Annotated in this window: 25 protein-coding genes; 11 read left to right on the top strand and 14 right to left on the bottom strand. The window is 60.8% G+C overall.

What is annotated here, in order from left to right:
- Positions 1–35: 35 nt before the first annotated feature.
- Positions 36–845: a UDP-2,3-diacylglucosamine diphosphatase gene (locus tag P3S72_RS22095; protein WP_247401752.1), complete on the bottom strand. Its 810-nt coding sequence runs from the start codon at positions 843–845 to the stop codon at positions 36–38.
- A gap of 137 nt (positions 846–982) precedes the next feature.
- Between P3S72_RS22095 and P3S72_RS22100 the strand changes: the two genes are divergently transcribed.
- From P3S72_RS22100 to P3S72_RS22110, 3 genes are all read left to right on the top strand, one after another.
- Complete coding sequence (locus P3S72_RS22100; protein ID WP_276194228.1) at positions 983–1,735, top strand: AraC family transcriptional regulator; 753 nt, start codon at positions 983–985, stop codon at positions 1,733–1,735.
- Positions 1,736–1,831: 96 nt separating this feature from the next.
- Positions 1,832–2,716 (top strand): DMT family transporter, encoded by an 885-nt coding sequence (locus P3S72_RS22105; protein ID WP_276194230.1) that lies wholly within the window; start codon positions 1,832–1,834, stop codon positions 2,714–2,716.
- Positions 2,717–2,843: 127 nt separating this feature from the next.
- Positions 2,844–3,125 carry a hypothetical protein gene (locus tag P3S72_RS22110; RefSeq protein WP_276194231.1) on the top strand — a complete coding sequence of 94 codons (282 nt, stop codon included), beginning with the start codon at positions 2,844–2,846 and terminating at the stop codon, positions 3,123–3,125.
- A 44-nt stretch (positions 3,126–3,169) separates the two neighbouring features.
- On the opposite strand, the gene P3S72_RS22115 is transcribed toward P3S72_RS22110, so the two are convergent.
- Positions 3,170–3,454 (bottom strand): SelT/SelW/SelH family protein, encoded by a 285-nt coding sequence (locus P3S72_RS22115; RefSeq protein ID WP_276194232.1) that lies wholly within the window; start codon positions 3,452–3,454, stop codon positions 3,170–3,172.
- An 84-nt stretch (positions 3,455–3,538) separates the two neighbouring features.
- Here P3S72_RS22115 and P3S72_RS22120 point away from each other — a divergent pair, with 84 nt between their 5' ends.
- Entirely contained in the window at positions 3,539–5,728 is a 2,190-nt protein-coding gene (locus P3S72_RS22120) for a patatin-like phospholipase family protein (protein WP_276197977.1), read from the top strand.
- A gap of 83 nt (positions 5,729–5,811) precedes the next feature.
- Here the strand turns inward: P3S72_RS22120 and P3S72_RS22125 are convergent, their stop codons facing one another.
- Together P3S72_RS22125 and recQ are read right to left on the bottom strand one after the other, a co-directional pair.
- The gene (locus P3S72_RS22125) at positions 5,812–6,246 is read right to left on the bottom strand and encodes a MarR family transcriptional regulator (protein ID WP_276194233.1); all 435 of its coding nucleotides are present in this window, start codon (positions 6,244–6,246) and stop codon (positions 5,812–5,814) included.
- A 121-nt stretch (positions 6,247–6,367) separates the two neighbouring features.
- Positions 6,368–8,494, bottom strand: a complete 2,127-nt coding sequence (recQ, locus tag P3S72_RS22130; RefSeq protein ID WP_198718051.1) for a DNA helicase RecQ — start codon at positions 8,492–8,494, stop codon at positions 6,368–6,370.
- A gap of 274 nt (positions 8,495–8,768) precedes the next feature.
- Here recQ and P3S72_RS22135 point away from each other — a divergent pair, with 274 nt between their 5' ends.
- From P3S72_RS22135 to P3S72_RS22145, 3 genes are all read left to right on the top strand, one after another.
- Positions 8,769–9,356, top strand: coding sequence for a YecA family protein (locus P3S72_RS22135; protein WP_276194234.1), 588 nt, complete (start codon positions 8,769–8,771; stop codon positions 9,354–9,356).
- A 5-nt stretch (positions 9,357–9,361) separates the two neighbouring features.
- On the top strand, positions 9,362–9,760 hold the full coding sequence (locus P3S72_RS22140; RefSeq protein ID WP_276194235.1) for a YbaN family protein: 399 nt from the start codon (positions 9,362–9,364) through the stop codon (positions 9,758–9,760).
- A 132-nt stretch (positions 9,761–9,892) separates the two neighbouring features.
- On the top strand, positions 9,893–13,363 hold the full coding sequence (locus P3S72_RS22145) for a PAS domain-containing hybrid sensor histidine kinase/response regulator (RefSeq protein WP_276194236.1): 3,471 nt from the start codon (positions 9,893–9,895) through the stop codon (positions 13,361–13,363).
- A 55-nt stretch (positions 13,364–13,418) separates the two neighbouring features.
- Here P3S72_RS22145 and rmuC read toward each other — a convergent pair whose 3' ends face one another.
- Positions 13,419–14,783, bottom strand: coding sequence for a DNA recombination protein RmuC (rmuC, locus tag P3S72_RS22150; protein ID WP_198718061.1), 1,365 nt, complete (start codon positions 14,781–14,783; stop codon positions 13,419–13,421).
- A 175-nt stretch (positions 14,784–14,958) separates the two neighbouring features.
- On the bottom strand, positions 14,959–15,282 hold the full coding sequence (locus P3S72_RS22155; RefSeq protein WP_276194237.1) for a sel1 repeat family protein: 324 nt from the start codon (positions 15,280–15,282) through the stop codon (positions 14,959–14,961).
- 457 nt (positions 15,283–15,739) lie between these two features.
- Between P3S72_RS22155 and P3S72_RS22160 the strand changes: the two genes are divergently transcribed.
- From P3S72_RS22160 to P3S72_RS22175, 4 genes are all read left to right on the top strand, one after another.
- A complete protein-coding gene (locus P3S72_RS22160) occupies positions 15,740–16,045 on the top strand; it encodes a hypothetical protein (RefSeq protein WP_247405053.1) in 306 nt (101 codons plus the stop codon).
- A gap of 443 nt (positions 16,046–16,488) precedes the next feature.
- Positions 16,489–16,713, top strand: a complete 225-nt coding sequence (locus P3S72_RS22165) for a hypothetical protein (RefSeq protein ID WP_007898912.1) — start codon at positions 16,489–16,491, stop codon at positions 16,711–16,713.
- Positions 16,714–16,993: 280 nt separating this feature from the next.
- Entirely contained in the window at positions 16,994–17,476 is a 483-nt protein-coding gene (locus P3S72_RS22170) for a hypothetical protein (protein WP_276194239.1), read from the top strand.
- A gap of 145 nt (positions 17,477–17,621) precedes the next feature.
- Positions 17,622–18,908 (top strand): outer membrane protein transport protein, encoded by a 1,287-nt coding sequence (locus P3S72_RS22175; RefSeq protein WP_276194240.1) that lies wholly within the window; start codon positions 17,622–17,624, stop codon positions 18,906–18,908.
- 65 nt (positions 18,909–18,973) lie between these two features.
- On the opposite strand, the gene P3S72_RS22180 is transcribed toward P3S72_RS22175, so the two are convergent.
- The 8 genes from P3S72_RS22180 to cobU are packed head-to-tail and all read right to left on the bottom strand — an operon-like array spanning position 18,974 to position 24,265.
- A complete protein-coding gene (locus P3S72_RS22180; protein ID WP_276194241.1) occupies positions 18,974–19,525 on the bottom strand; it encodes a redoxin domain-containing protein in 552 nt (183 codons plus the stop codon).
- 34 nt (positions 19,526–19,559) lie between these two features.
- On the bottom strand, positions 19,560–19,682 hold the full coding sequence (locus tag P3S72_RS22185; protein ID WP_276194242.1) for a hypothetical protein: 123 nt from the start codon (positions 19,680–19,682) through the stop codon (positions 19,560–19,562).
- Complete coding sequence (locus tag P3S72_RS22190) at positions 19,679–20,887, bottom strand: MFS transporter (RefSeq protein ID WP_276194243.1); 1,209 nt, start codon at positions 20,885–20,887, stop codon at positions 19,679–19,681. The genes P3S72_RS22185 and P3S72_RS22190 overlap by 4 nt, the downstream gene beginning before the upstream one ends.
- 54 nt (positions 20,888–20,941) lie before the next feature.
- Complete coding sequence (locus P3S72_RS22195) at positions 20,942–21,346, bottom strand: MarR family transcriptional regulator (RefSeq protein ID WP_276194245.1); 405 nt, start codon at positions 21,344–21,346, stop codon at positions 20,942–20,944.
- Between the two features lie 42 nt (positions 21,347–21,388).
- Entirely contained in the window at positions 21,389–22,117 is a 729-nt protein-coding gene (locus P3S72_RS22200) for an adenosylcobinamide-GDP ribazoletransferase (RefSeq protein WP_247405038.1), read from the bottom strand.
- 2 nt (positions 22,118–22,119) lie between these two features.
- The gene (gene cobC / locus P3S72_RS22205) at positions 22,120–22,695 is read right to left on the bottom strand and encodes an alpha-ribazole phosphatase family protein (RefSeq protein ID WP_247405035.1); all 576 of its coding nucleotides are present in this window, start codon (positions 22,693–22,695) and stop codon (positions 22,120–22,122) included.
- Entirely contained in the window at positions 22,692–23,747 is a 1,056-nt protein-coding gene (gene cobT, locus P3S72_RS22210; protein WP_276194246.1) for a nicotinate-nucleotide--dimethylbenzimidazole phosphoribosyltransferase, read from the bottom strand. Before cobT ends, cobC begins: the two co-directional genes overlap by 4 nt.
- A complete protein-coding gene (gene cobU, locus P3S72_RS22215; RefSeq protein ID WP_276194247.1) occupies positions 23,744–24,265 on the bottom strand; it encodes a bifunctional adenosylcobinamide kinase/adenosylcobinamide-phosphate guanylyltransferase in 522 nt (173 codons plus the stop codon). Before cobU ends, cobT begins: the two co-directional genes overlap by 4 nt.
- Positions 24,266–24,337 lie beyond the last annotated feature (72 nt).

Consider the following 24,337-nt stretch of genomic DNA (forward strand, 5'->3'; position numbering starts at 1 on the left):
CAAGCCCGCTCCCACTTTCGGGGCCGAACAAGGCCTTAGCCCGCGACCATCTCCGATTTTAGCTGCGCCTCTTTAGCCTGCGCATCCGCCAACCGATACAACTCGATACTCCCATCCCAGTGCTCGATCAACGCTGTGCACGACTCCACCCAATCCCCACAGTTGAGGTAGTCCACCTCGCCTACCTTGCGAATCTCCGCATGGTGAATATGCCCGCACACCACCCCATGCAATTCGCGCCGGGTCACTTCGTGGGCGATGGCTTCTTCGAAATCGCTGATAAAACTCACCGCGGTCTTCACCTTGTGCTTCAGATACGCCGAGAGCGACCAGTAACCGTAGCCATACCGCGCACGCCAGTGATTCAACCAACGGTTTAACGTCAGGGTGAACTCGTAGGCCGAGTCACCGAGGAAAGCCAACCAGCGGTGATAGCGCGTGATCACATCGAACTGGTCGCCGTGGATCACCAGGAGATGGCGACCATCGGCGGTGACGTGAATGGCTTCGTCCACCAACTGGATGTTGCCCAGGATCAGCTTGGAGTAGCGGCGCAGGAATTCGTCGTGGTTGCCGGTGACGTAGATCACCTCCGTGCCTCGCTTGGCCATGGTCAACAGGCGGCGGATCACATTGGTGTGGGCCTGGGGCCAATACATGCCGCCGCGCAGTTTCCAGCCATCGATGATGTCACCGACCAGGTACACCTTGTCGGCGTGGTAGCCCTTGAGGAATTGCGACAAGTGTTCGGCCTGGCAATCCCGGGTGCCCAAATGCACATCGGAAATCCACAGGGTACGAACCCGTTGCTTACGGCTGGGTGTGGCGAATTCGGCACGGGTCATGGGCATCCCTCGACGGTGTTTTCGCGAGCTTGCGCCCTCGCGATTAATAGCCCATGACAGCTATGCGTCAGTCTGATGACAGCGCAGGCTCCTCGCAAAGCGTTGTAGACTGCGGATCTGCTGCCCTGGAGAACGCAATGAGCGCGTCCCTCACGCTACGCCATTACATCGAAGCGCCCATTGCCCACAGCCATGACCATGCGCAGTTGGTCTTTGGCCTGTCCGGGCACCTGGACCTTGAAGTGGATGGACACGCCAGCCAGGTCCGCGAGAGCAGTGTGATGGTGCTGCCCTTCTCGGCTCACCACACCTGCGGCAGTCGCGACGGCAGCCGATGCCTGGTGCTGGATGTGCCCAACGAACACTGGGTGCTGCAATCGTTGGGCGAGCATGCCGATGCCAGCCGCCGCCTGCTCGACCAACCGACGCGTCTGACCCTGGATACGCGGCAAAGCCAGTTGGTGCAATGGCTGGCGCACAGCCCGGTGGATGACCCGCTGATCGTCCAGCAAGGGGCGGTGCTGCTGCTGGCCAGCCTCAATCATCCGCTGGCCCCCAGCGTGCCGGGCCGCCGCCTGCCCTACACCGCGTTCAATGCGCATATCGAACAGCATGTCGCCCATCCCCTGCAAGTCGCCGACCTGGCACGCATCGCCGACTTGTCCGTCGCACGCCTGCATGCGCGGTTTGTTGCCGAGTGTGGGCAGACGCCCATGGACTACATCCGCAGTCGCCGCCTGCATAAAGCCTTGGGCCTGTTGCGGGAAACGCCACTGCCCATCGGCGAGATTGCCGAGCGCGTCGGCTATGCCTCGCAAAGTGCGTTTGCCGCTGCAATGCTGCGCGAATTCGGCGCCGCGCCGAGCGCCCTGCGGCGCACGAAAAAATAGCGAGTCCTGCGCTAAAAATCGCGAGCCAGGCGACAGACACTCACGCACCCAGCCTCTAGACTGCGAGCCTGTCACCCCGTTGCTACAAGGATCGCAATGACTCCCCGCTCAGCCCTCGGCGCCCTGCATATCGGCGCATTGATGTTTGGCCTCACCGGCGTATTCGGCAAGCTGGCGGCCGCCTCACCGGCCATCATCGTGTTCGGCCGCGCCGCGTTTGCGGTGATTGCCCTGGCGATCTTTGCGCGCTTCGCCAGCAACGCCCCCTGGAAACAGCTGCACATGCGCGACTGGCGTCGGCTGGTGATCAGCGGTGTGTTGCTGGCGGCGCATTGGGTCACGTTCTTCATTGCGGTCAAAGTCGCCGGCGTGGCCGTCGCCACCCTGGGGTTTACCGCGTTCCCGGCGTTTACCGTGATCCTCGAAGGTTTGATCTTCCGCGAGCGCATTCGCGCCAATGAAGTGTTGCTGGTGGCTCTGGTCACGGTGGGCCTGGTGCTGGTGACACCGGACTTCAACCTCGCCAGCGAAGCCACGGGCGGCCTGCTCTGGGGCATCGCCTCGGGGTTGCTGTTCTCCCTGCTGTCACTGAATAACCGCGCCAGCTCCGGGCGGATTCCAGCGGTGCAGGCGGCGTTGTGCCAGAACGTGGTGGTCGCGCTGTGCCTGTTGCCCGTGGCCGCGCCGGGGCTGGCGGATGTGCGCGCGATCGACTGGCTGTGGATCGGCCTGCTCGGCGTGTTCTGTACCGGCCTGGCCCACAGCCTGTTTGTCGCCAGCCTCGCGGTGATCAAGGCCCGCACCGCCTCGGTGGTGTTCGCCATGGAACCGGTCTACGGCATCAGCGTCGCCTGGCTGTTGTTTGCCGAAACCCCGACCTTGCGCATGCTGCTGGGCGGCGCGCTGATCATCGTCGCCATCGTGCTTTCCGGCCTGATGGGCAGCGCCAGCCAGGCCAAACAGCCGGCTGCAGCGGCCTGATCTATACTCTGCCCATCCGCAACAGTGTGTCGTCGTCTACGGATAAAGACTCCTCGACGACAGCCAGGACGTATGAAGTTGCTGCAAGCGAGTGGTCACTCCATTAACGCTATGCAGGAGTTGCATCATGGAAATGTTTATCAGCTTGCTCGTTCAGATCATCAGCGGTGCCGTCGGCGGTAATTTGGCGGGGATGACCAAACAGAGCCTGGGCACCGGGCTCAATACCCTCCTCGGTGGTGTCGGTGGCCTGGTGCTGGGCCAGATCGTCTCGGCGCTGACGGGCACGCCCGGTGGCGAAACGCTGGATGTCGCGGCGGTCGGCAGCAATATTGTCGGCGGTGGCGTCGGCGGCCTGGTGCTGACGTGGGTCATCGGCTTCATCAAGAGCAAGATGGCCGCCAAGTAAGCACGCACCAACCGGTCACCGCCCTTATGCGGCGGTGGCCTTCATTACTTATGATCGTTGTGCCCCAGGTCGCGCTGCGGGTCGATCTGGTCGCGCACACGTTGCTTGAGCACTTTGGCCTCCGGGAAGCCGCCATCAGCCTTGCGCTCCCAGATCTGCACACCGTCGCAGGTAATGCGAAACGCGCCGCCGGTCGCCGGCTCCAGCGCCACTTTGCCTAGGTCTTCAGCGAAGGTACTCAACAGTTCCTGGGCCAGCCACGCGGCGCGCAGCAACCACTGGCACTGCGTGCAATAGGTGATGACGATCTCGGGTTTGCTCAGCGACATAATTTGACAGGTTCCTGGCGTAACGGGCTTGGAGGGTCGGGTGGCTATAATACCGGCCCTTATCGTCCAGCCCCGAGATTCATGATGCACCGCCTGCTGTCCTGCCTGTTGCTCTGCCTGCTACCCCTCCTTGTCGATGCGGTTGAAACGCCACGCCCGAAAATCGGCCTGGTGCTGTCCGGCGGTGCCGCGCGCGGGCTCGCCCATATCGGCGTGCTCAAGGCCCTGGAGGAACAGGGGATTCATATCGATGCGATTGCCGGCACCAGCATGGGTGCGGTGATCGGCGGGTTATACGCGTCGGGCTACAAGATCGATGAGCTGGAAAAGCTCGCGCTGGGTATCGATTGGCAGCAGGCGCTCTCCGATGCGCCTCCTCGGGAAGATGTGCCGTTTCGACGCAAGCAGGATGACCGTGATTTCCTGGTCAAGCAGAAACTCAGTATCCGCGACGATGGCAGCCTCGGCCTGCCGCTGGGCGTCATCCAGGGCCAGAACCTGGCGCTGCTGCTGGAAAGCATGTTCGCCCACAGCAGCAACACGCGAAATTTCGACAAGCTGCCGATCCCCTTTCGCGCCGTAGCAACCGATATCACCACCGGCGAAAAAGTAGTCTTCAGCAAAGGCCACCTGCCCCAGGTAATCCGCGCGAGCATGTCGATCCCTGCCGTATTCGCGCCTGTGGAACTCGATGGCCGGCTGCTGGTGGACGGCGGGATGACCGATAACATCCCGCTGGACGTGGCGCGAGAGATGGGTGTCGACATCGCCATCGTGGTGGACATCGGCACGCCGCTGCGCTCACGCAAGCAACTGGCCACGGTGGTGGACGTGCTCAACCAGTCCATCACCCTGATGACCCGGCGCAATTCCGAAGAACAACTTAGGGCCCTGAACCCTAAAGATGTGCTGATCCAGCCGCCGCTGGCCGCCTATGGCGTCACGGACTTCGGCCGCGCCAAGGACATAATCGACGCCGGCTACCGCGCCACCCGCGCCCTCGATGTGCGCCTGGCCCACTTGCGCCCCGCCGAACCGATCGACCCGGAACTGGTGGCCGCGCGCACCCCGGGCGAACGGACCCCGATCATCACCGCGATCAGCGTGGAGAACGACTCGAAAGTCAGCGACGACGTGATCCGCTACTACATCCGCCAAACCCTGGGCGAGCCGCTGAACCTGGGTCGCCTGCAAGTGGACATGGGCACCTTGTATGGCCTGGATTACTTCGAACAGGTGCAATACCGCGTGGTGAAAAAAGGCCACGACAACACCCTGGTGATCAGCGCACGCGGCAAACGCAGCGGCACCGACTACCTGCGCCTGGGCCTGAACTTGTCCGACGATATGCGTGGCGACAGCGCCTTCAACCTCGGCGCGAGCTACCGCATTAATGGCATCAACCGCCTCGGCGCGGAATGGCTGACGCGGGTGCAGATCGGCGATCGGCAGGAGCTGTACAGCGAGTTCTACCAACCGATGGACACCGGCTCGCGCTACTTCGTCGCACCTTACCTCAAGGCCCAGGCGCAGAATGTGGAACTGATTCTGGACAACGATCCCATCTCCGAATACCGCCTGGAACGCTACGGTTTCGGCCTGAACGTGGGGCGCCAGATCGGCACCAGCGGCGAGATCCGCTTCGGCGTCGGCGAGGCCTGGGGCAAGGCCGATGTGCGCATCGGCGACCGCGACCTGCCAAGCGTGAGCTTCAGCGAAGGCTTCTACGAGTTGAAGTACTCCTTCGACTCCCTGGACAACGTGTACTTCCCCCACACAGGCGAAGACATCGGCCTGGCTTTTCGCGAGTTCGAACCAGGGTTGGGTTCGGATCAACGCTACCGACAATGGGAGTTCAAGCTGGACAAGGCCATGAGCCACGGTCCGGACACGCTCGTACTGGGCGGCCGTTACGGGCGCACCATGGATAATTCGGACGTGGTGATATCCAGCTTCCTGCTGGGCGGCGCACGGCAGCTGTCGGGCTTTCGCCAGGATGCGATCTCGGGGCAGAACGTCAGCTTGATGCGCGCCGTGTACTACCGCCGCCTGACGCCACGCTCGTACCTGCCATTGGATTTCCCGCTGTACCTGGGCGCGTCATTGGAACGCGGACGGGCGTGGAACAACGACAATGAATTCGACAGCGGCTATATCAACGCCGCGAGTATTTTCCTGGGGTTTGACACACCGTTGGGACCGCTGAATTTCAGCTACGGGTTCAATGATGACAATCAGCAAGCGGTGTACCTGAACCTCGGCCAGACCTTCTAAAACGCCGACCGTAATACCCAATGTGGGAGCTGGCTTGCAGTGGCAAGCCGGCTCCCACATATTGATCTGCCGTGTACTTGAGGTCAGGACTTTTCCAGATTCGCCAGAATGTGCCCATGCACACGCATGCACACCCGCAGGTCCTCTTCATTCACGCCCACGAACAACTCATGGCGCAACGCAGTGGCGATGGTTTCAATCTGCTCGATCAACGGTCGGGCGGTGTCGCACAGCAGGATGCGCTTGGCGCGGCGATCTTCCACCACGGCCTGACGTTGAACCAGTCCTTGGCCTTCCAGGCTGTCGAGCAACCGCGCCAGGGTCGGACCTTCAACGCCGACACTTTGTGCCAGTTCGCGCTGAGTCGGCGCGTCTTCGAAACGAGCCAGGTGCAGCAGCACCAGCCAGCGTGCCTGGGACAAGCCTAGCCCCGCCAAACGGCGGTCCAGTTCGGCGCGCCAACCTCGGGACATTTGCGCCAACTGCATGCCAAAACGGTGTTGATCGGTTAACGGCATAAAAAACTCATGGTTTAGACTGAAAACAAAGTATGGCTAATTATTAGTCAGCTAAGCATGAGCCATGTCAGTAGGCAAGCGCTCGTCTGTACTGATTCGTTACATTGTCGCAATTGGCACACTAAATTTCGAACTCAGACTGCAACGCGGCACGAACGCAGTACAAAACCCCCTCGGGAACCCGCCCGGTGAACAGCGGTGCGATCTCAGCAACTGGTGGCAATTCGCCTTCACCGTCTAGGAAGGCATCCTGGATTTCGCTGAGTAAATCTTCCGGCAAATCAAGAGCCTGCTCTAACGACAACTGTTGCTGACCGATGGATTCGGCCAACAGCGTATAGACGTTTTTCTCCGAGCATTGCAGCTGGCCGGCGATCTGGATCGGGGTCATGCCGGCCCGCGCCAGGCTGATCAATTCGTGGCGAATATCGGCGATTTCCTTCGGCGCTTCGGCCTGGCCGCCGAGCACTTCGAGGAAGGCCTGGCCATAACGCTCCAGCTTGCGCGCCCCCACACCACTGACCCGGCCCATTTCGGCCAGGGTGGTCGGCTGCTCGCGCAACATCTCCAGCAAGGTCGAGTCGGGGAAAATAACGTAAGGCGGCACGCTGTGTTCCTGCGCCAGTTTGCGCCGTAGGGTACGCAGGGCTTCCCACTGTTCACGCTCTTCAAAGCGCACCAGTTGGCTGGCTTGGCTGGTACTGCTCTTGGCGGTGGTCTGCGGCTTGAGGTCGCGGCGCAGTTCCAGGCTGACTTCACCCTTGAGCAACGGCCGGCAACTGTCGTTCAGGCGCAGGCCGCCGTAGCCTTCGATGTCGATGTCTACCAAGCCGCGCGCGACCATCTGGCGGAACAGCGATCTCCATTCGCCTTCGGCACGGGCCTTGCCCACGCCGTAGACCGAGAGTTTCTCGTGGCCGAAGCTACGCACCTTCTCGTTGTCCTTGCCCAGCAACACATCCACCAGATGGCCGACGCCATAACGCTGACCGGTGCGGTAGATCGCGGACAAGCCCTGGCGCGCCGGCTCAGTGGCATCCCAGGTTTGCACGCCGTCCACGCAGTTGTCGCAATGGCCGCAGGGTTCGGGCATGTCTTCGTCGAAATACGCCAGCAAGGTCTGGCGGCGGCAACGCGTCTCTTCGCAGAGTGACAGCATGGCGTCGAGCTTGTGCTGCTCCAGGCGTTTGTGGCGCTCGTCACCTTCGGAGTTCTGCAGCATTTGCTTGAGCATCACCACGTCTTGCAGGCCGTAGACCATCCACGCATCCGCCGGCAGGCCATCACGGCCGGCACGCCCGGTTTCCTGGTAATAAGCCTCGAGGGACTTGGGTAGATCCATATGGGCCACGAATCGCACGTTGGACTTGTCGATGCCCATGCCGAACGCGATGGTTGCCACCATGATCAGGCCTTCCTCGTTGAGGAAGCGCTTCTGATGATAAGCACGCAATTCGTTGGGCAAGCCCGCGTGGTAGGGCAACGCCGGATAACCCTGCTCGCACAGGAAGGCGGCCACTTCGTCGACCTTCTTGCGCGACAGGCAATAGACGATGCCTGCATCGCTGCGCCGCTCGGACAGGAACGCCAGCAACTGCTTGCGCGGCTGTTCTTTAGGCACGATGCGGTAAAAAATATTCGGCCGGTCAAAGCTCGACAGGAAGCGCTCGGCGTTCTGCAAATGCAGGCGCTCGACGATTTCTTCACGGGTACGCTTGTCGGCGGTGGCGGTCAGGGCGATACGCGGAACGTCGGGGAACAGTTCCGCCAACTGCCCCAACTGCAGGTATTCACGGCGGAAATCGTGACCCCATTGCGATACGCAGTGAGCTTCATCGATGGCGAACAGGGCGATTTCCAGGCTCTGCAGGAAGGCCAGCATGCGCGGCTGCACCAGGCGCTCGGGGGCCAGGTAGAGCATTTTCACTTCACCGCGCTTGATACGCGCGGCCAGGTCGCGCTGCTGTTCGGCGCTGAGCGTGGAGTTCAACGCGGCGGCGGCAACACCGAGTTCTTCGAGGGTCGCTACCTGATCGTCCATCAGCGCGATCAAGGGCGACACCACCACGGCGAGACCGTTACGCAGCAACGCCGGCACCTGGAAACACAACGACTTGCCACCACCGGTGGGCATCAGGACGAGGGCATCACCGCCATTGGCCACGCGCTCAATGATCGCACCCTGGCGGCCACGAAAACTGTCGTAGCCGAAGATGTCCTTGAGGACGCGTTGAGCCTGCTCGAGCATGTAAAACTCCAAATATCGCCGAAATCCCTCTCTACAGGCTGGCCGAAAAAACGCGGCACTACGGAAAATAATCCGTAAGCGAAGTTTTCTCGGGTTGGCACTGGCCTGCAGGGGCATCACAAAACGCGGCAGTATACCCGAGCGTCGGCCGGCAAAGGGCGCGGCTGACGAATAGCGGCCGCTATCGAAAACCGGCCAAATATGCAGTGTGGCTGGCCGGGGCGCTCAAGAAAGCCTAGAATTGAGCATCGTTTATTCCCAAGGTAGTCCTTCAATGTCCTTCGCTGAGCAACTAACCCGCCTGCAAGCCTTCCTCGACGCCGATGAGCTGCATGACGAGGCGCTGGACTACGTGGCCGCCCACGGCTACCTGACCGCCCTGTCGATTTCTTCCGACATCGTGCCGGACCGTGAGTGGATCGACGCCTTGTTCGCCGAAGAACCTCACTACGCTGACGCCGCCCAGCGCGAAGAGATCGAAGCCACCCTGCTCGCTCTCAAGGCCCACATCGGTCGCCAACTGGCCTCCGATGAGGAATTCGAGCTGCCGTGCGACCTGGACCTGGGCGAAGATCCGGACGACTCCGACCTGCGCGGCTGGTGCATCGGATTCATGGAAGGCGTGTTCCTGCGCGAAGCCGCCTGGTTCGAAACCGCCGAAGAAGAAGTCAGCGAAATGCTGCTGCCAATCATGGTCGGTTCAGGCCTGTTCGACGACCAGCCGGAGTTCTCCGACATCGCCTCCGACGCCAACCTGATGGACGACATGATCGTACAGATCCCGGAAGCCCTGACCGCCCTGTACCTGCTGTGCAACGCCCCTGACGAAAAACCGGCGCTCCTCAAGCCTCGTCACCACTGAGTCGCATGCCCGTGATACCCATGGGCAAGCGCTCGCCGCTCCTGCGTTATGCACTACTGGCCATCGGTTGGCTGAGCGTAGCGCTGGGAGTAATCGGTATTTTCCTGCCGGTATTGCCGACCACCCCCTTCCTACTTCTTGCCGCCGCCTGCTTCGCGCGAAGCTCCCCACGCTTCTACGACTGGCTGGTGGAACACCCGCGCCTGGGCCCATGGATTCGTGACTACCTGGACGGCAGTGGCATCCCGCTGAAGGGCAAGGTCTATGCCATCGGCCTGATGTGGCTGAGCATCGGTTTTTCCTGCTACCTGGTGCCTCTACCCTGGGCACGGGGCTTCATGCTGACCAGTGCCGTGCTGGTGACGATCTACATCCTGCGCCAAAAAACCCTGCCGCCGCGCTGAGCCTCTTTAACACCCGCCCCTGCGACATTAGTGCTCACGAGACCTTGGTCGACACTGACTAATCCCCAGGCATCATGCGAGACTGTCCGACCGGGCCCGAAATGCCTGGGTGTGTTTATGTCCGGAGTTACCATGACGCTGTCCAGCGGGCTGATCGCCGCCGTTGCCTTGGCCTATATGGCCATTATGTTTGCCATCGCCTTTTACGGTGACCGTCGCCATGCGCCGCTGCCGCCGCGTATGCGTGCCTGGGTGTACAGCCTGTCGCTGGCCGTTTATTGCACCAGTTGGACCTTCTTCGGCGCCGTAGGCCAGGCGGCCGAACAACTGTGGGCGTTTATACCGATCTACCTGGGACCGGTGCTGTTGCTGGTATTGGCCCCCTGGGTCCTGCAAAAGATGATTCTGATCAGCAAGCAGGAAAACATCACCTCTATCGCTGACTTTATCGCTGCACGCTACGGCAAATCCCAATCGTTAGCGGTGGTGGTCGCGCTGATCTGCATGGTCGGCGTGCTGCCTTACATCGCCCTGCAACTCAAGGGCATCGTACTCGGGGTGAACCTGCTGATCGGCGCTGGCGCGGATGCTACCGGCACCCGGGCCCAGGACACGGCGTTGATCGTGTCGCTGGTGCTGGCGTTGTTCACCATTGTCTTCGGTACGCGCAACCTCGATGCCACCGAACACCACCGTGGCATGGTGCTGGCGATTGCCTTTGAATCGATAGTCAAACTGTTCGCGTTTCTCGCGGTCGGTGCGTTTGTGACCTACGGCCTCTACGACGGTTTCGGCGATTTGTTCAACCAGGCGATGCTGGCTCCACGGCTGGAGGAATACTGGAAAGAAACCGTCAACTGGCCAACGATGGTGGTACAGACCGGCGTCGCAATGATGGCAATCATCTGCCTGCCCCGGCAGTTTCACGTCACCGTCGTGGAAAACATCGACCCCCAGGATTTGCGCCTGGCCAAATGGGTCTTCCCTGCGTACCTGATTCTCGCAGCGCTGTTTGTCGTGCCGATCGCCCTCGGCGGCAAAATGCTCTTGCCCGGCTCGGTGCCACCCGATTCCTACGTGATCAGCCTGCCCTTGGCCGAGGCCCATCCGGTCCTCGCCTTGCTGGCGTTCATTGGTGGCGCGTCGGCCGCCACCGGCATGGTGATTGTTGCAAGCATTGCGTTGTCGACCATGGTTTCCAACGACATGCTGCTGCCTTGGTTGTTGCGCCGCTCCAGCGCGGAACGGCCGTTTGAAGTATTCCGCCACTGGTTGCTGTCGGTACGCCGCGTCAGCATTGTGATCATCCTGCTGCTGGCGTATGTCAGCTACCGATTGCTGGGCTCCACTGCGAGCCTCGCGACGATCGGCCAGATCGCTTTCGCCGCAGTGACCCAACTGGCACCCGCCATGCTTGGCGCGCTGTATTGGAAACAGGCGAATCGTCGCGGCGTCTTTGCCGGTTTGGCGGCGGGCACGTTCCTGTGGTTCTACACCTTGGTCCTACCGGTTACCGCGAAAAGCCTGGGCTGGTCGCTCAGCCTTTTCCCAGGCCTGACCTGGTTGCATTCCCAACCGCTCGGTTTGCCCCTCACCTCGCTGACCCTGGGCACCGTGTTCTCCCTGGCGGGCAACTTCACGCTGTTCGTCTGGGTTTCGATGCTCTCGCGCACTCGAGTGTCCGAGCACTGGCAGGCCGGGCGCTTCATCGGCCAGGAAACCAGCCAACGCGCCAGCACTCGCTCCATGTTGTCGGTCCAGATCAGCGACCTGCTGAGCCTGGCCGCGCGCTTTGTCGGGGAAGAACGCGCCCAGCAAAGTTTTATCCGCTTCGCCTATCGCCAGGGCAAAGGCTTCAACCCCAACCAGAATGCCGATAACGATTGGATCGCGCATACCGAACGCCTGCTGGCGGGTGTACTCGGCGCCTCCTCGACTCGCGCCGTCGTAAAGGCCGCGATTGAAGGTCGGGACATGCTGCTGGAGGACGTAGTACGAATCGCCGACGAAGCCTCCGAAGTGCTGCAATTCAATCGGGCCCTGCTACAAGGCGCCATCGAAAACATCACCCAGGGCATCAGCGTGGTGGATCAGTCGCTCAAGTTAGTGGCGTGGAACCGCCGTTACCTGGAGCTGTTCAACTACCCCGAGGGATTGATCAGCGTCGGCCGGCCGATTGCCGACATCATTCGCTATAACGCCGAGCGCGGCTTGTGCGGACCGGGTGAGGCCGAAGTGCATGTGGCACGACGCCTGCACTGGATGCGCCAAGGCCGCGCGCACACCTCCGAACGCCTGTTCCCAAATGGACGGGTGATCGAACTGATCGGCAACCCGATGCCCGGCGGCGGTTTTGTCATGAGCTTCACCGACATCACCGCGTTCCGCGAGGCCGAACACGCGCTGACCGAGGCGAACGAGGGCTTGGAACGACGGGTGACCGAGCGAACACACGAGCTGTCGCAACTCAACGTGGCGCTCACCGACGCCAAGGGCGTGGCCGAGTCCGCGAACCAATCGAAGACCCGCTTTCTCGCAGCGGTCAGCCATGACCTGATGCAACCGCTGAACGCTGCACGCCTGTTCTCCGCCGCCCTCTCCCACCAGAACGACGGCCTGTCGAGCGAAGCCCGGCAACTGGTGCAACACCTGGACAGCTCGCTGCGTTCCGCCGAAGACCTGATCAGCGACCTGCTGGACATCTCGCGCCTGGAAAACGGCAAGATCAACCCGCAACGCCAGCCGTTCGTGCTCAACGAACTGTTCGACGCACTCGGCGCCGAATTCAAGGCACTGGCCCAGGAACAAGGCTTGCGCTTCCGCTTGCGCGGCAGTCATTTGCGGGTCGACAGTGACATCAAGTTGCTTCGACGCATTTTGCAGAACTTTCTGACGAATGCGTTCCGCTATGCCGACGGCCCAGTGCTGCTGGGCGTGCGCCGACACGAGGGCGAGTTGAGCCTGGAAGTATGGGACCGCGGTCCTGGCATCCCTCAGGATAAACAGAAGGTGATTTTCGAGGAATTCAAGCGCCTGGACAGCCATCAGACCCGCGCTGAAAAAGGCCTCGGCCTGGGCCTGGCGATCGCCGATGGCCTGTGCAGCGTATTGGACCACCACCTAAGCGTGCGTTCATGGCCGGGCAAGGGCAGCGTGTTCAGCGTGCGCGTACCGCTGGCTCGCAACCAGACGAGCCCGCCGATCAAGACCGTGCAGGAAAACGGCCTGCCCCTGAGTGGCGCACAGGTGCTGTGTGTGGATAACGAAGAAAGCATCCTGATAGGCATGCGCAGCCTGCTGACGCGTTGGGGTTGCGAAGTATGGACCGCCACCGACCAGGCGCAGTGCGCCGCACTGCTGGCCGACGGCGTGCGCCCACAACTGGCGCTGGTGGATTACCACCTGGACCACGGGGAAACCGGCACGGAGCTGATGGCTTGGCTGCGCACGCAATTGGCTGAGCCGATCCCCGGCGTGGTCATCAGCGCCGACGGTCGTCCGGAGACGGTGGCGCAAGTGCATGCCGCGGGGCTGGATTATCTGGCCAAGCCGGTTAAGCCGGCGGCGTTGCGGGCGTTGCTAAGTCGGCATCTACCCCTTTAATCAGGCCGAACTCAATCCACTGCCGAGGCTCGATAGCTCCGACATTGACCCGCCACTATTCGGGTAAGTGCGCCACACCGTCGGCATCGGTCATTGCCCGCTCCAGCAGATCGGCGGGCAGGCTCTTGCTGGCGCGGGCGCCGAGCAATCTTAATTGTTCGGTGCGGCTGACCAGATTACCGCGACCATCTGTCAGCTTATTCCGCGCCGCGCTGTAAGCCTTATCCAACTGCTGCAGACGGTTGCCCACTTCATCCAGATCTTGGATAAACAGCACGAACTTGTCGTACAGCCAGCCGGCGCGCTCAGCGATTTCCCGGGCGTTTTGGCTCTGACGCTCCTGTTTCCAAAGACTGTCGATAACCCGCAGGGTGGCGAGCAAGGTGGTGGGGCTGACAATGACGATATGGCGGTCGAACGCTTCCTGGAACAAATTGGGCTCGGCCTGCAAGGCTGCGGAAAAAGCGGCTTCAATCGGCACGAACAGCAACACGAAATCCAGGCTATGCAAGCCCTCCAGGCGCTTGTAGTCCTTACCGGCCAGGCCTTTGACGTGATTGCGCAGGGACAGCACGTGCTGTTTGAGCGCCGCCTGGCCGATCACATCATCGTCCGCCGCCACATACTGTTGATAGGCCGTCAGGCTGACCTTGGAGTCCACCACCACCTGTTTGTCATCGGGCAGCATAATCAGCACATCCGGCTGGAAGCGCTCACCGTCCGGGCCTTTCAGGCTGACCTGGGTTTGGTACTCGCGGCCCTTCTCCAGGCCGGCGTGTTCCAGCACACGTTCAAGGATCAGCTCGCCCCAGTTGCCCTGGGTCTTCTGGCCCTTGAGCGCGCGGGTCAAGTTCGTGGCTTCGTCCGACAGACGCAGGTTCAGTTGCTGCAGGCGTTCAAGCTCCTTGCCCAGGGAAAAGCGTTCGCGGGCTTCGTTCTGATAGCTTTCTTCGACACGCTTTTCGAAAGACTGGATGCGTTCTTTCAAGGGATCAAGCAACTGCCCGAGGCGCTCCTGGCTGGTTTCGGCAAAGCGCTGTTCACGCTCGTCGAAAATTTTCCCGGCCAGTTCGGCGAACTGCGCCCGCAGCTCGTCCCGCGCGCCCTGTAGGTCAGCGAGGCGTTGTTGATGGCTTTCCTGTTGCTCACGCAGCTCCGCACGCAAGGCCGCCGACAACGCGTCAAGGCGGCGCAGTTCGGCTTCCTTGGCGCTGCGGTCGAGGTTCCAGGCGTGGGCCGCGTCGCGGGCGTTGTCGCGATCGATCTGCAGCAATTCGACTTCGCGGCGCACGGCGGCCAAGTCAGCCTGCTTGGCGGCATTGGCCTGGCTGAGGTCGCTGATCTCGTCACGACTGGCATCCAGTTGAGCAGCCAAGCCTTCCTGGGCAAGTTGCGCAGTGGCCAGGCGCTCTTCAAGCAATTCCCAGCCGGCCATGCGCGCGGCCAAGCGCCGCTGAAGCTGCCAGCATACGGCCAATAACGGCACTGCCGCGCCAGCAAGTCCCAGGGCAATACTGGTCCAGTCAAAAGCCATAGCCATGTCTGCCATCACCGAAAAAGAGCAAGGTTAACCAAGCAAGGGAGTTGAGGACAGCTCAGTCTTCGACCTGTCCCAATTCACGCTGGGCGCGGCGGTCGCCAGCGCGAGCAGCCAGGCGCAGGAGGTCGTGGCCGATGCGGCGGTCGCGGGCATTACCACATTCGCGGCACATCAATTGGCCAAGTCGGCTTTGCGCGGCGACTACGCCATCACGCGCCGGCTGTTTGAGCAAGCGCCCGGCAAAATGTTTGACGTTGGCGCTGTGGCCTAGCAGCGGGCTGTCGAGCAACCACAATGCAACTTTCAAGGAGAAACGCTTGGGTGGGGTAACAGCCGGAGGGGTGTCGGTAGCAGAAAGTGACACTGAGCGAAACTTCATAAAGCACTGTGGGACAGAACGGAAGGCGCGCCACTCTACTCTTTTTTTCGTACAGGTAAAGCCGAAAAAAACCTGCACGCCCGTGCTAGAGCAAGCGCTTGGGACAATCCACAGAAGCTGTGGATAACTCAGTGGACAACCCTCCTTTAACTCGCGCAAAGCCCCATGGAATGGGGGCCGCAGTCAAACTGACGATTTTTTCACCAATAAAAAAAAGCGATATTTTTCATTGACTTAAATTTTCATTGCAGGCTGACGGAGCCGGTTCGAAACACTTGACAGGCCGGTGACACCTACTGTGAACAATGTGTACAACCCCCTCTTCCCTGGTTATATCGCCGGTATTTTTTGATCCGATACTGCTTGAATATGTTACCGGCACGGCCAGGCAGGGACTTTTCAAATTCAGTACAGGTCGCCACACTGCCCCACCTACAACGCAACCATGTGCGGGTCGATGAAAGGAATTCTGTTATTCACAGTGTTGTTGCTGGCTATCTGCGCGACCTCCCTGGGAATCAATGCCGCACTACCCTCACCCGACGGCGCATTGTTCGCCATCGCGATCCTGCTCTCCGCGGCGTTCACCGCCATCAGCCTGTGTATCGAGTTGGGCGAGGGCCGGATCAATGACATGGGCGATGTCATGAAAATGATCGAAACCGGCCAGTCCCTGCGCCTGACCCTGGCCGCGTATGCGCTGGGCTCCTCGCTGGCGGCAGCCGTCACGGTGCTGGTGTATCACGGGTTGCTGGAGGGCTGACTGAAGTTTTTTTGCCTGCACGCTTCCATTCCCCGCTTCGATCCGTTACTATCCGCAGCGTTAGTACCAAGCTGAAAGTCAATTCTGGTCGAACAACTCCCCTGAACAACACGGGATCGGCCACCTTGATGGTTTCCAGGTGTCACTTGCGACGACACTGCCTTTGAACAAGCAAAGGGTGTCGCGAAGTATCAATACTCTGACCGAACCAACCTGCCAATTGATCAGGATCTTCACCCTGGGCCCAGAACCTTTGCCCCTGTTGTGTTGCCTGCCCTCCTAAGTACCTACCTGCCAGCCCAAGCGCGCCTAAACTATTAGCGCTTCAAACTGGCTGCTTTGTTCCAGTCGGGTTCTTCGTTCGATCAATGGTGATCGACGTCACTGGAACGTTTTAACGTTGCGCGGTTCTTAACCGTGTTATTTGTAGGAACACCAATAATATGTCCACTCAAATCCATACTCAGGATGCCATTCGCACCCTCACCAACGCTTTTGCACCAATGAACTGTCTGATCATGGCCGCTCGCAAAGGCTGCTTCAGCTTCACCCTGGTCAACGAACACGGTATCGCTCGTCACAGCGAACGCCTGTACCCCGATCAATACTCCAGCGCAGAGCCGCTGCAGGCCGTGATCGAGCGTACCCGTCAGGCACTGGTTGCCTGATCGACCCGAGCTGCTGAAACACAAAAACCCTGTTTAAGACGCAGGGTTTTTTATTGCCTGATATTCAGGATCTGAATGTTTGCACTCAGCACGAATAGATATAACCGTTATAACTGGTTAAAGAAGATGTTTTAAAAACAGTCCTTTACACCACGAATATGACACTACACTTCAACTCAAGCGGCATGATCCGCTTACGACGGGCCTGAGATCCGATCCACCGCTGCCAAGCCCCCACCCGCTCAGGCTTCGTCGACCACTTTCACGGATTGAGGCGAGTATGGGTATCGCTGCCAGCGAATTGTGTCGTTATGTAATCAAGCCGACGCTTATTTACCTCGGGTGCCACGACCAGACGGCTGAATCTCTGTTGCTGGGCATTGCCGCCAGCCAGTCGGAACTCGGCTCCGCATTGCACGACCGTCGCGGCCACGGCCTGTATAGCATCACCGAACCACGTCACCGCGCCCTATGGGACACCTACCTGGCGCTGGACCCGGAACGCGCAAGCCTGGTGCGCGGCCTGGCCAGCCAGCATGCTTTCCTCAGCGCGCCCCAGCTTGAGCTGACCGTTAACCTGCGTTACGCCACAGCCATCGCCTGGCTGCTGGTGGAACAACGGCGCCCCGCGTTGCCCGCACCGGGTGATGTATTGGCCATGGCGCGTATCTGGAAAGAAATATTTCACCCTCAAGGCCGTCTTCGCGACTTCACCCAAACCTGGAAATCCTGTGTTTCATCCATGAATCAGGTGGTTTGCTGATAGGTAAACTTACAATATTCGCTAAAAAACCGCGATTTTAGTAGGATTGTCCTACAAAACCGCTCTATCTCCTATGTTACAGCCTATAGCGTGATGTGTAATTTATTGATACTTTCCGCTTCGGTGATCACACGGAGTTCTAATAATGAAAAAAGTAATGCTCAAGACCACACTTAGCCTCGCCGTTGCCATGGCCTCATCCCACGTCTTCGCAAGTGGCTTTGCCCTTAACGAACAAGACGTCGCCGGGATGGGTACGGGCTTCGCAGGACGCTCTTCCGCTGCCGAAAACGCAAGCACCGTCTATGGTAACCCTGCCGGTATGGCTCGCCTGGAAGGCCAGCAAATTACCGGTGGTTTCGCGGTGATTGATGCCTCGACCAATATCAAAGATGCCGGCGGCCGTTCCAGCGGCACCAACAAAGGCGACATGGTGCCTTTCACTGGCGTACCTTTCGGTTTCTACACCAACAAACTTAACGATCAGTGGGCTATCGGCTTCGGTGTTTATGCGCCGTTCGGCCTGAAAACCGACTACGAAAGTGGCTTCCAGGGGCGCGGGTTTGGCAGCAAGAGCGAAGTCTCGGTCATCACTTTCCAACCGACTGTCAGCTACAAGTTCAATGATCGCGTATCCATCGGCTTTGGTCCGACCATCAACCGTATCGACGGCACCCTGGAATCGCAGCCAAGCCTGGCTGGCCTAGGGATCCCAGGCGACAACAAGGTCAAAGTCAAAGGCGATGATACAGCCCTGGGCTTTAACGCCGGTATTCTGGTTCAAGCCACCGATACCACTCGCGTTGGCCTGACCTACCACTCGCAAGTGAAGTACAAACTCGAAGGCCACACCGACGTCACCAAAGCCGCCACGGTTCCATCGCAGGTGCTGGCCAACAACCGCTACGATGCGTCACTGAACGTCGACACACCTGAATCCTGGGACCTGTCGATGACTCAAGACCTCAGCGACGCCTGGAAACTGTATGCGGGTGCGACCTGGACTCGTTGGAGCCGTTTGAAAGACATCACCATCAAAAACGAAGGTGTGACAGCGGCTAGCGGAGGCGCACTGGCACCTGCGCTTGTCGGAACCATCACTGAGCCGCAGAACTGGCACGACACCTGGGCTTACGCCCTGGGTACCTCGTATCAGCTCACCAAGCAGGTGGTACTGCGTACCGGTCTGAGCTTCGACCAGTCGCCAACCAACAACACCGATCGTTCACCACGCATCCCTACCGGCGACCGGACCATCTTCAGTGTTGGTATGGGTTACGCAGTGATGGATAACATGACCGTTGACGTGGCTTACTCCTACCTCAAGGAAGAGTCGGTCAAAGTCAACAAATCCAACGCACTGGGTTCCTACAGCTCCAAATACGAAAACAGCGCCAACGGTTTCGGCCTGGGTGTGACGTACAAGTTCTGACCTGCTCGCGCATAAGAAAGCCCCGCTCTCCTGCAAAGGAGGCGGGGCTTTTCAATGGGCAACGATCAGGGTTTCGAAGCTAGCGCCTCTTCCACCGCCTTGAGCAAGTCCGGGCTGTCAGGTTTGGTCAGGCTGGAGAAATTGGCGATCACCCTGCCCTGACGATCCACCACGTACTTGTAGAAATTCCACTTCGGCGCGCTGCTCTGCTGCGCCAGTATCTTGAACAGATGCACGGCATCCGGCCCCTTGACCGTCTGCGGCTCGGTCATGGTGAAGGTGACGCCATAATTCACGTAGCAAACCTTGGCGGTTTCCTCTCCGGTCTTGGCTTCCTGCTTGAAGTCATCGGAAGGCACGCCAATCACTTCCAGGCCCTGGCCCTTGTAGCGCTGGTATAACGCCTCAAGGCCTTTGAATTGCGGCGCAAACCCGCAGAAGCTGGCGGTATTGACGATCACCAGAGGCTTACCGGCAAAGCGCTGGCACAGGTCGATGGATTCCTTGGCGCGCAACTTGGGCAACTGCCCCTCCAGCAACGGCGGGCAACTGGCAGCCATGGCCGCACCGCCAAAAGCAGCCATCAGGACGGGTACTGCGAGCCAGCGCATCTGCATATCGTGTGTCCTTCAAAGGAGTCAGACCATGAACTTAACAGATCGACATACCCAGTTGCATCAACGCCAGCCCGCCGTGCTGCCAGCCCCACCACGCCAGAAGCAGCAGAAGCGTTGCCGCCCCTGCCCCAACCAGCCAATAGCCATTGGAACTCATGCTACCTCCATCTGCGTCTGCAACCGCGCCACCGGCCGCTCACGCACCGGCCAGTTGAGTGCGGCGGCGAGCAGGCTCAAAAGAATCGCCACTTGCCAGATCAAATCGTAGTTGCCGGTTCGATCATAGACCACTCCACCCAACCAGCCACCGAGGAACGAACCGAGCTGGTGGAACAGAAACACGATCCCACCGAGCATCGAGAGGTTTCGCACACCAAACAACGTCGCGACCGTACCATTGGTCAGCGGCACCGTGGACAACCACAAAAAGCCCATCGCCATACCGAACAGGTAGGCCGAGATTTCAGTCACCGGCGCCCACAGGAACAGCCCGATCACCAACGCCCGCAACAGGTACAGGCCAGTCAGCAGGCGCGGCTTGGACATGCGCCCGCCGAGCCAGCCGGCGGTGTAGGTGCCGGCGATATTAAACAGGCCGATCAAGGCCAAGACGGTGGTGCCGGTAGTCGCCGGCAAATGCTGATCGACCAGATAGGCGGGTAGATGCACGCCGATAAACACCACTTGGAAACCGCAGACGAAAAAACCGAACGCCAGCAACCAGAACCCAGAGTGAGAGCAGGCTTCCTTCAGTGCTTCGCGCAAGGTTTGCTGGCCGGCCATGACAGGCAGCGGCCGATCCTTGAGCATGCTCACCAGCGGCAGAATCAGCGCCACCATCAAGCCCAGCACCAGCAGCGCCGCCGACCAACCCAACCAACTGATCAAGCCCAGGGTGCCCGGCACCATGGCGAACTGGCCGAAAGAACCGGCGGCACTGGCAATGCCCATGGCCATGCTGCGTTTTTCCGGCGGCACGGCACGGCCGACCACGCCCAGAATCACCGAGAACGAGGTGCCCGACAGGCCAATACCAATCAACAAACCGGCGCTCAACGACAGCGACCATGCCGAGTCGGACATACCCATCAATACCAGGCCGACGGCGTACAACACCCCGCCAACCAACACGGCCTTGCTCGCCCCAAAGCGGTCGGCCAGGGCGCCGGTGAAAGGCTGCGCCAGGCCCCAGATCAGGTTCTGCAGGGCAATGGCAAAGGCAAACGTCTCACGCCCCCAGCCGAATTCGGCGCTCATCGGCGCCAGGAACAGCCCGAAGCCATGCCGTACACCCAGGGACAACGCCAGGATCAGCGCACTCCCCACAAGAATCCAGCCACCGGTGCGCCACATCGAGGTCATTTCTTATTCTCCATTTGCGGGTATATACCCGCTTTTAGTCGAGCAAACCCGCGTTCAGGCGAGTTCATCCAGCAAGGCCAACAGGGTTTCGCGTTTTTCCGCGCCCAACCGATCAATCAATTTCTGCTGCGCCGCCTCCCAGGCCGGCAAAGCTGCGGCCAGTCGCGCCGCGCCGGCCTCGGTCAACAGCACCAGGCGGTTGCGCAGGTCATCGCCCTCGACCAACCGCACCAGGCCTTCGCCTTCCAGTACGCGCAGGTTGCGCCCCAACGTACTGCGATCCAGCCCCATGGCGTCGGCCAGGTTGGAAATACTCGGCTGATCGAGACGCTGCAGATTGCACAGCAAAGAATATTGGGCGACGTTGATCCCGAAGCCGTCGAGAGCGCCGTCGTAATGCCTGCTGACGCCACGGGCGGCGCGTCGCAGGTTGGTGCATAAACATTGGGAGGCAAGCATGGAACGTGTATATACCCGCGATTCAGCAAATGCAAGCAAGTGTTACAGCGCCAGACCGACCAGAACCGCCACTTCCAGCAACTCCAGCAGCGCGCCGGCGGTGTCGCCCGTGGTGCCGCCGAGGCGCTTGACCATCAGGTGGCGCAGGCCGATAAAGCACAGCGCCGCGAGCAGGACCGCAATCCCGCCGCTGAAACCAGCGATCAGGAGGCAGGCCAGGCCGCTGAGGATCAGCACCTGCTGGCCGACAATCCTCGGTAAGTGATCCGACAATGCCTGGCCCAGTCCTCCTGCACGCACATAGCGCGTGGTGAGAAACAGCGCGAGCATCGAAGCACGCCCGATCAGCGGCGCGAGGATCAGCGCTGCGCCATTGTGCTGTTCGATCAGCGCTACCAGCGCGGTGAACTTGAGCAACAACACCAGGCCGAGGGTGACCACGGCGATCGGCCCGCTGCGTGGGTCTTTCATGATGCTCAGGGTGCGCTCACGATCGCCAAAACCACCGAGCCAGGCGTCCGCGCTGTCTGCCAGCCCGTCCAGGTGCAAACCGCCACTGAGCAACACCCAGGCCGTCAGCAACAGCGCTGCGTGCAGCAACAACGGCGCGCCCGTCAACGCGAGATTCAGTCCCCACAACAGCAGGCCGAACAGCAAGCCCACCAATGGGTAAAACAGCAGTGAGCGCCCCAGTTCCTGCGGTTGCGGCATGCCCGGCAGACGAATTGGCAGGCTGCTCAGGAACTGCAGAGCGATCCAGAACGGCAGCATGTTCAGCGCCCTTCCTTCAGCACGCCGTCGGCCGCGACCTGCAGGCTGAACAGCGCGCCATGGCCGACTTCGACATTCAGCAATTGCGCTCGGGGCAAACCGCGCGCCTGGGCCAGCAGCAGACGCATCACCCCACCGTGACTGATCAACAGCACACGCTGGCCAGCATAAGCCTGATGCAAGCGTGAGACCGCGCCGAGGACCCGTTCGGAAAAGTCGCTGACACGTTCGCCCTCTGGTGGTGTGAAGCTATAGGGATCAGCCCAGAACGCGCCCAGCCCTTCGGCATCGGTCTCCATCAACGCCGCTGCGCTCTGCCCTTCCCAGGCGCCGAAGTGCAATTCCTGCAGAGCCTTTTCCAGGCTCACTGGCACGTTGAGTGTTGCGCCGAGCTCTTGTGCAAACCGCGCACACCGTTGCAGCGGCGAACTGATCAGGCGATCCCACGGGCCCTGCTCGGCCACGGCAGCACGCATTTGCGCCCAGCCGTTTTCGGTGAGCGCATCGTCGAGGCTGCCGCGCAGGCCACCACCCAATTCGGTTTCGCCGTGGCGCAGCAGGTCCAGGTACAAGGTCATGCCGGGCGGTCCGCCACAGCGGCTTCAGCAAATGTGGCCATCTGCCCGTGCAGCGCGCAGGCCAGGCGCAGCAGCGGCACCGCCAGGGCCGCGCCGCTGCCTTCGCCGAGCCGCAGGCCGAGTTCGAGCAACGGTTGTGCGTCGAGGCTGTGCAGTACGTGGCGATGGCCCGGCTCGGCGCCGCGATGGCCGAACACCAGCCACTCACGGCATGCCGGGTTCAGCCGCGTGGCGACCAACGCCGCGACGCTGCAGATAAAGCCGTCCACCAGCACCACAATGCCATCCTGGGCGCAGGCCAGATAGGCACCGACCAACGCTGCAATCTCCAACCCGCCCAGGTTGAACAGGGTTTGCAGCGCGTCACCGCGTTGCGCGGCGTGCACGGCCAGCGCGCGTTCGATGACCGCGACTTTGTGGCTGACGCCCTGGGCATCCAGGCCGGTGCCCGGCCCGGTCAAATCACTGACCGGGCAATCGAGCAAGGCACACGCCAACGCACTGGCGGCGGTGGTGTTGCCGATGCCCATCTCGCCGCCGATAAACAACTGCGCGCCGCTCGTCAACGCACGGCGTGCGCTGTCGCGACCGGCCTGCAGCGCCAGCCGCCCTTGTGCCTCGGTCATGGCCGGGCCGTTGACGAAGTTGGCGGTGCCCGCTGCGATATTCAGGTGACGCACCCGGGGCAGGTTCAGCGACGGCGTCACTGTGCCGAGGTCGATCACTTCCAACTGCGCCGTCAGTTGCTGCGCCAATACGCTGATGGCCGCACCGCCGGAGACAAAGTTATGCAGCATCTGCCCGGTGACTTCCTGGGGATACGCCGACACGCCTTCGGCGACCACGCCGTGGTCGCCGGCAAAGATGGCGATCCACACCTGCTCCAGCGTAGGTTTGACCCGGCCTTGCAAGCCGGCCAACTGCACCGCCAACGCTTCCAATTGGCCGAGGGAGCCGGCCGGCTTGGTCAATTGCTGTTGGCGCGCCAAGGCCTGTTGATACGCCAAGGCATCGCTGGCCTTGCACGGGTTGAGCCACCAGGTTTCCGTCATAACGCAGTACCTTTCAAAGTCAGGGGCAGGCCGGCAACGGTCAGGACAACGCGCTGACACCGCTCGGCCAAGGCTTGATGCAGCCAACCGGCTTCATCCACATAGCGGCGAGTCAATTCGCCCAGCGGCACGACACCCAAACCGGTCTCGTTGCTGACAAACAGGATTTCACCTGGCAATGAGGCCAGGCCTTCCAGCAATTGGTCACGCTCAAAAGCCAGGCGCTCGGGGTTATCGAGCAGCAGCAGATTGGTCAGCCAGAGCGTGAGGCAATCCACCAGCAGGCAGCGCTCGGGCGCGGCGTTTTCACGCAGCACCCGTGCCAGTTCGATCGGTTCTTCGATCAGACCCCAGGCATCCGGGCGACGCTGACGATGCAGGGCGACGCGCTGGTTCATCTCGCCGTCCAGCGGTTGACTGGTGGCGATATAAATGACGGGCAACGCGCTGTCGCCGGCAAGTTTTTCGGCGAGGCGGCTTTTGCCGGAACGGGCGCCGCCGAGGATCAGTTGGAGCATGGGAGGGCACCTCGGTATTCGAGCCGGACTCGGTCAACGGTGGGCGCTGGATTGCCAGCGATGCAGGCATCT

It is taken from the genome of Pseudomonas sp. D3, assembly GCF_029320995.1.
GTDB classification, from domain to species: domain Bacteria; phylum Pseudomonadota; class Gammaproteobacteria; order Pseudomonadales; family Pseudomonadaceae; genus Aquipseudomonas; species Aquipseudomonas paraveronii.

Excerpts from the sequence above, each read along its gene's own strand:
- P3S72_RS22095 (WP_247401752.1), bottom strand. The coding sequence starts at position 845 with ATGACCCGTGCCGAATTCGCCACACCCAGCCGTAAGCAACGGGTTCGT.
- P3S72_RS22135 (WP_276194234.1), top strand. The coding sequence starts at position 8,769 with ATGTCCTTCGCTGAGCAACTAACCCGCCTGCAAGCCTTCCTCGACGCC.
- P3S72_RS22140 (WP_276194235.1), top strand. The coding sequence starts at position 9,362 with ATGCCCGTGATACCCATGGGCAAGCGCTCGCCGCTCCTGCGTTATGCA.
- P3S72_RS22180 (WP_276194241.1), bottom strand. The coding sequence starts at position 19,525 with ATGCAGATGCGCTGGCTCGCAGTACCCGTCCTGATGGCTGCTTTTGGC.
- cobU (WP_276194247.1), bottom strand. The coding sequence starts at position 24,265 with ATGCTCCAACTGATCCTCGGCGGCGCCCGTTCCGGCAAAAGCCGCCTC.
- P3S72_RS22145 (WP_276194236.1), top strand. The coding sequence starts at position 9,893 with ATGACGCTGTCCAGCGGGCTGATCGCCGCCGTTGCCTTGGCCTATATG.
- cobC (WP_247405035.1), bottom strand. The coding sequence starts at position 22,695 with ATGACCTTGTACCTGGACCTGCTGCGCCACGGCGAAACCGAATTGGGT.
- P3S72_RS22105 (WP_276194230.1), top strand. The coding sequence starts at position 1,832 with ATGACTCCCCGCTCAGCCCTCGGCGCCCTGCATATCGGCGCATTGATG.
- P3S72_RS22165 (WP_007898912.1), top strand. The coding sequence starts at position 16,489 with ATGTCCACTCAAATCCATACTCAGGATGCCATTCGCACCCTCACCAAC.
- recQ (WP_198718051.1), bottom strand. The coding sequence starts at position 8,494 with ATGCTCGAGCAGGCTCAACGCGTCCTCAAGGACATCTTCGGCTACGAC.
- P3S72_RS22200 (WP_247405038.1), bottom strand. The coding sequence starts at position 22,117 with ATGCTGCCGTTCTGGATCGCTCTGCAGTTCCTGAGCAGCCTGCCAATT.
- P3S72_RS22195 (WP_276194245.1), bottom strand. The coding sequence starts at position 21,346 with ATGCTTGCCTCCCAATGTTTATGCACCAACCTGCGACGCGCCGCCCGT.
- cobT (WP_276194246.1), bottom strand. The coding sequence starts at position 23,747 with ATGACGGAAACCTGGTGGCTCAACCCGTGCAAGGCCAGCGATGCCTTG.
- P3S72_RS22190 (WP_276194243.1), bottom strand. The coding sequence starts at position 20,887 with ATGACCTCGATGTGGCGCACCGGTGGCTGGATTCTTGTGGGGAGTGCG.
- P3S72_RS22160 (WP_247405053.1), top strand. The coding sequence starts at position 15,740 with ATGAAAGGAATTCTGTTATTCACAGTGTTGTTGCTGGCTATCTGCGCG.
- P3S72_RS22155 (WP_276194237.1), bottom strand. The coding sequence starts at position 15,282 with ATGAAGTTTCGCTCAGTGTCACTTTCTGCTACCGACACCCCTCCGGCT.
- P3S72_RS22100 (WP_276194228.1), top strand. The coding sequence starts at position 983 with ATGAGCGCGTCCCTCACGCTACGCCATTACATCGAAGCGCCCATTGCC.
- P3S72_RS22120 (WP_276197977.1), top strand. The coding sequence starts at position 3,539 with ATGCACCGCCTGCTGTCCTGCCTGTTGCTCTGCCTGCTACCCCTCCTT.
- P3S72_RS22115 (WP_276194232.1), bottom strand. The coding sequence starts at position 3,454 with ATGTCGCTGAGCAAACCCGAGATCGTCATCACCTATTGCACGCAGTGC.
- P3S72_RS22175 (WP_276194240.1), top strand. The coding sequence starts at position 17,622 with ATGAAAAAAGTAATGCTCAAGACCACACTTAGCCTCGCCGTTGCCATG.
- P3S72_RS22110 (WP_276194231.1), top strand. The coding sequence starts at position 2,844 with ATGGAAATGTTTATCAGCTTGCTCGTTCAGATCATCAGCGGTGCCGTC.
- P3S72_RS22170 (WP_276194239.1), top strand. The coding sequence starts at position 16,994 with ATGGGTATCGCTGCCAGCGAATTGTGTCGTTATGTAATCAAGCCGACG.
- P3S72_RS22185 (WP_276194242.1), bottom strand. The coding sequence starts at position 19,682 with ATGAGTTCCAATGGCTATTGGCTGGTTGGGGCAGGGGCGGCAACGCTT.
- P3S72_RS22125 (WP_276194233.1), bottom strand. The coding sequence starts at position 6,246 with ATGCCGTTAACCGATCAACACCGTTTTGGCATGCAGTTGGCGCAAATG.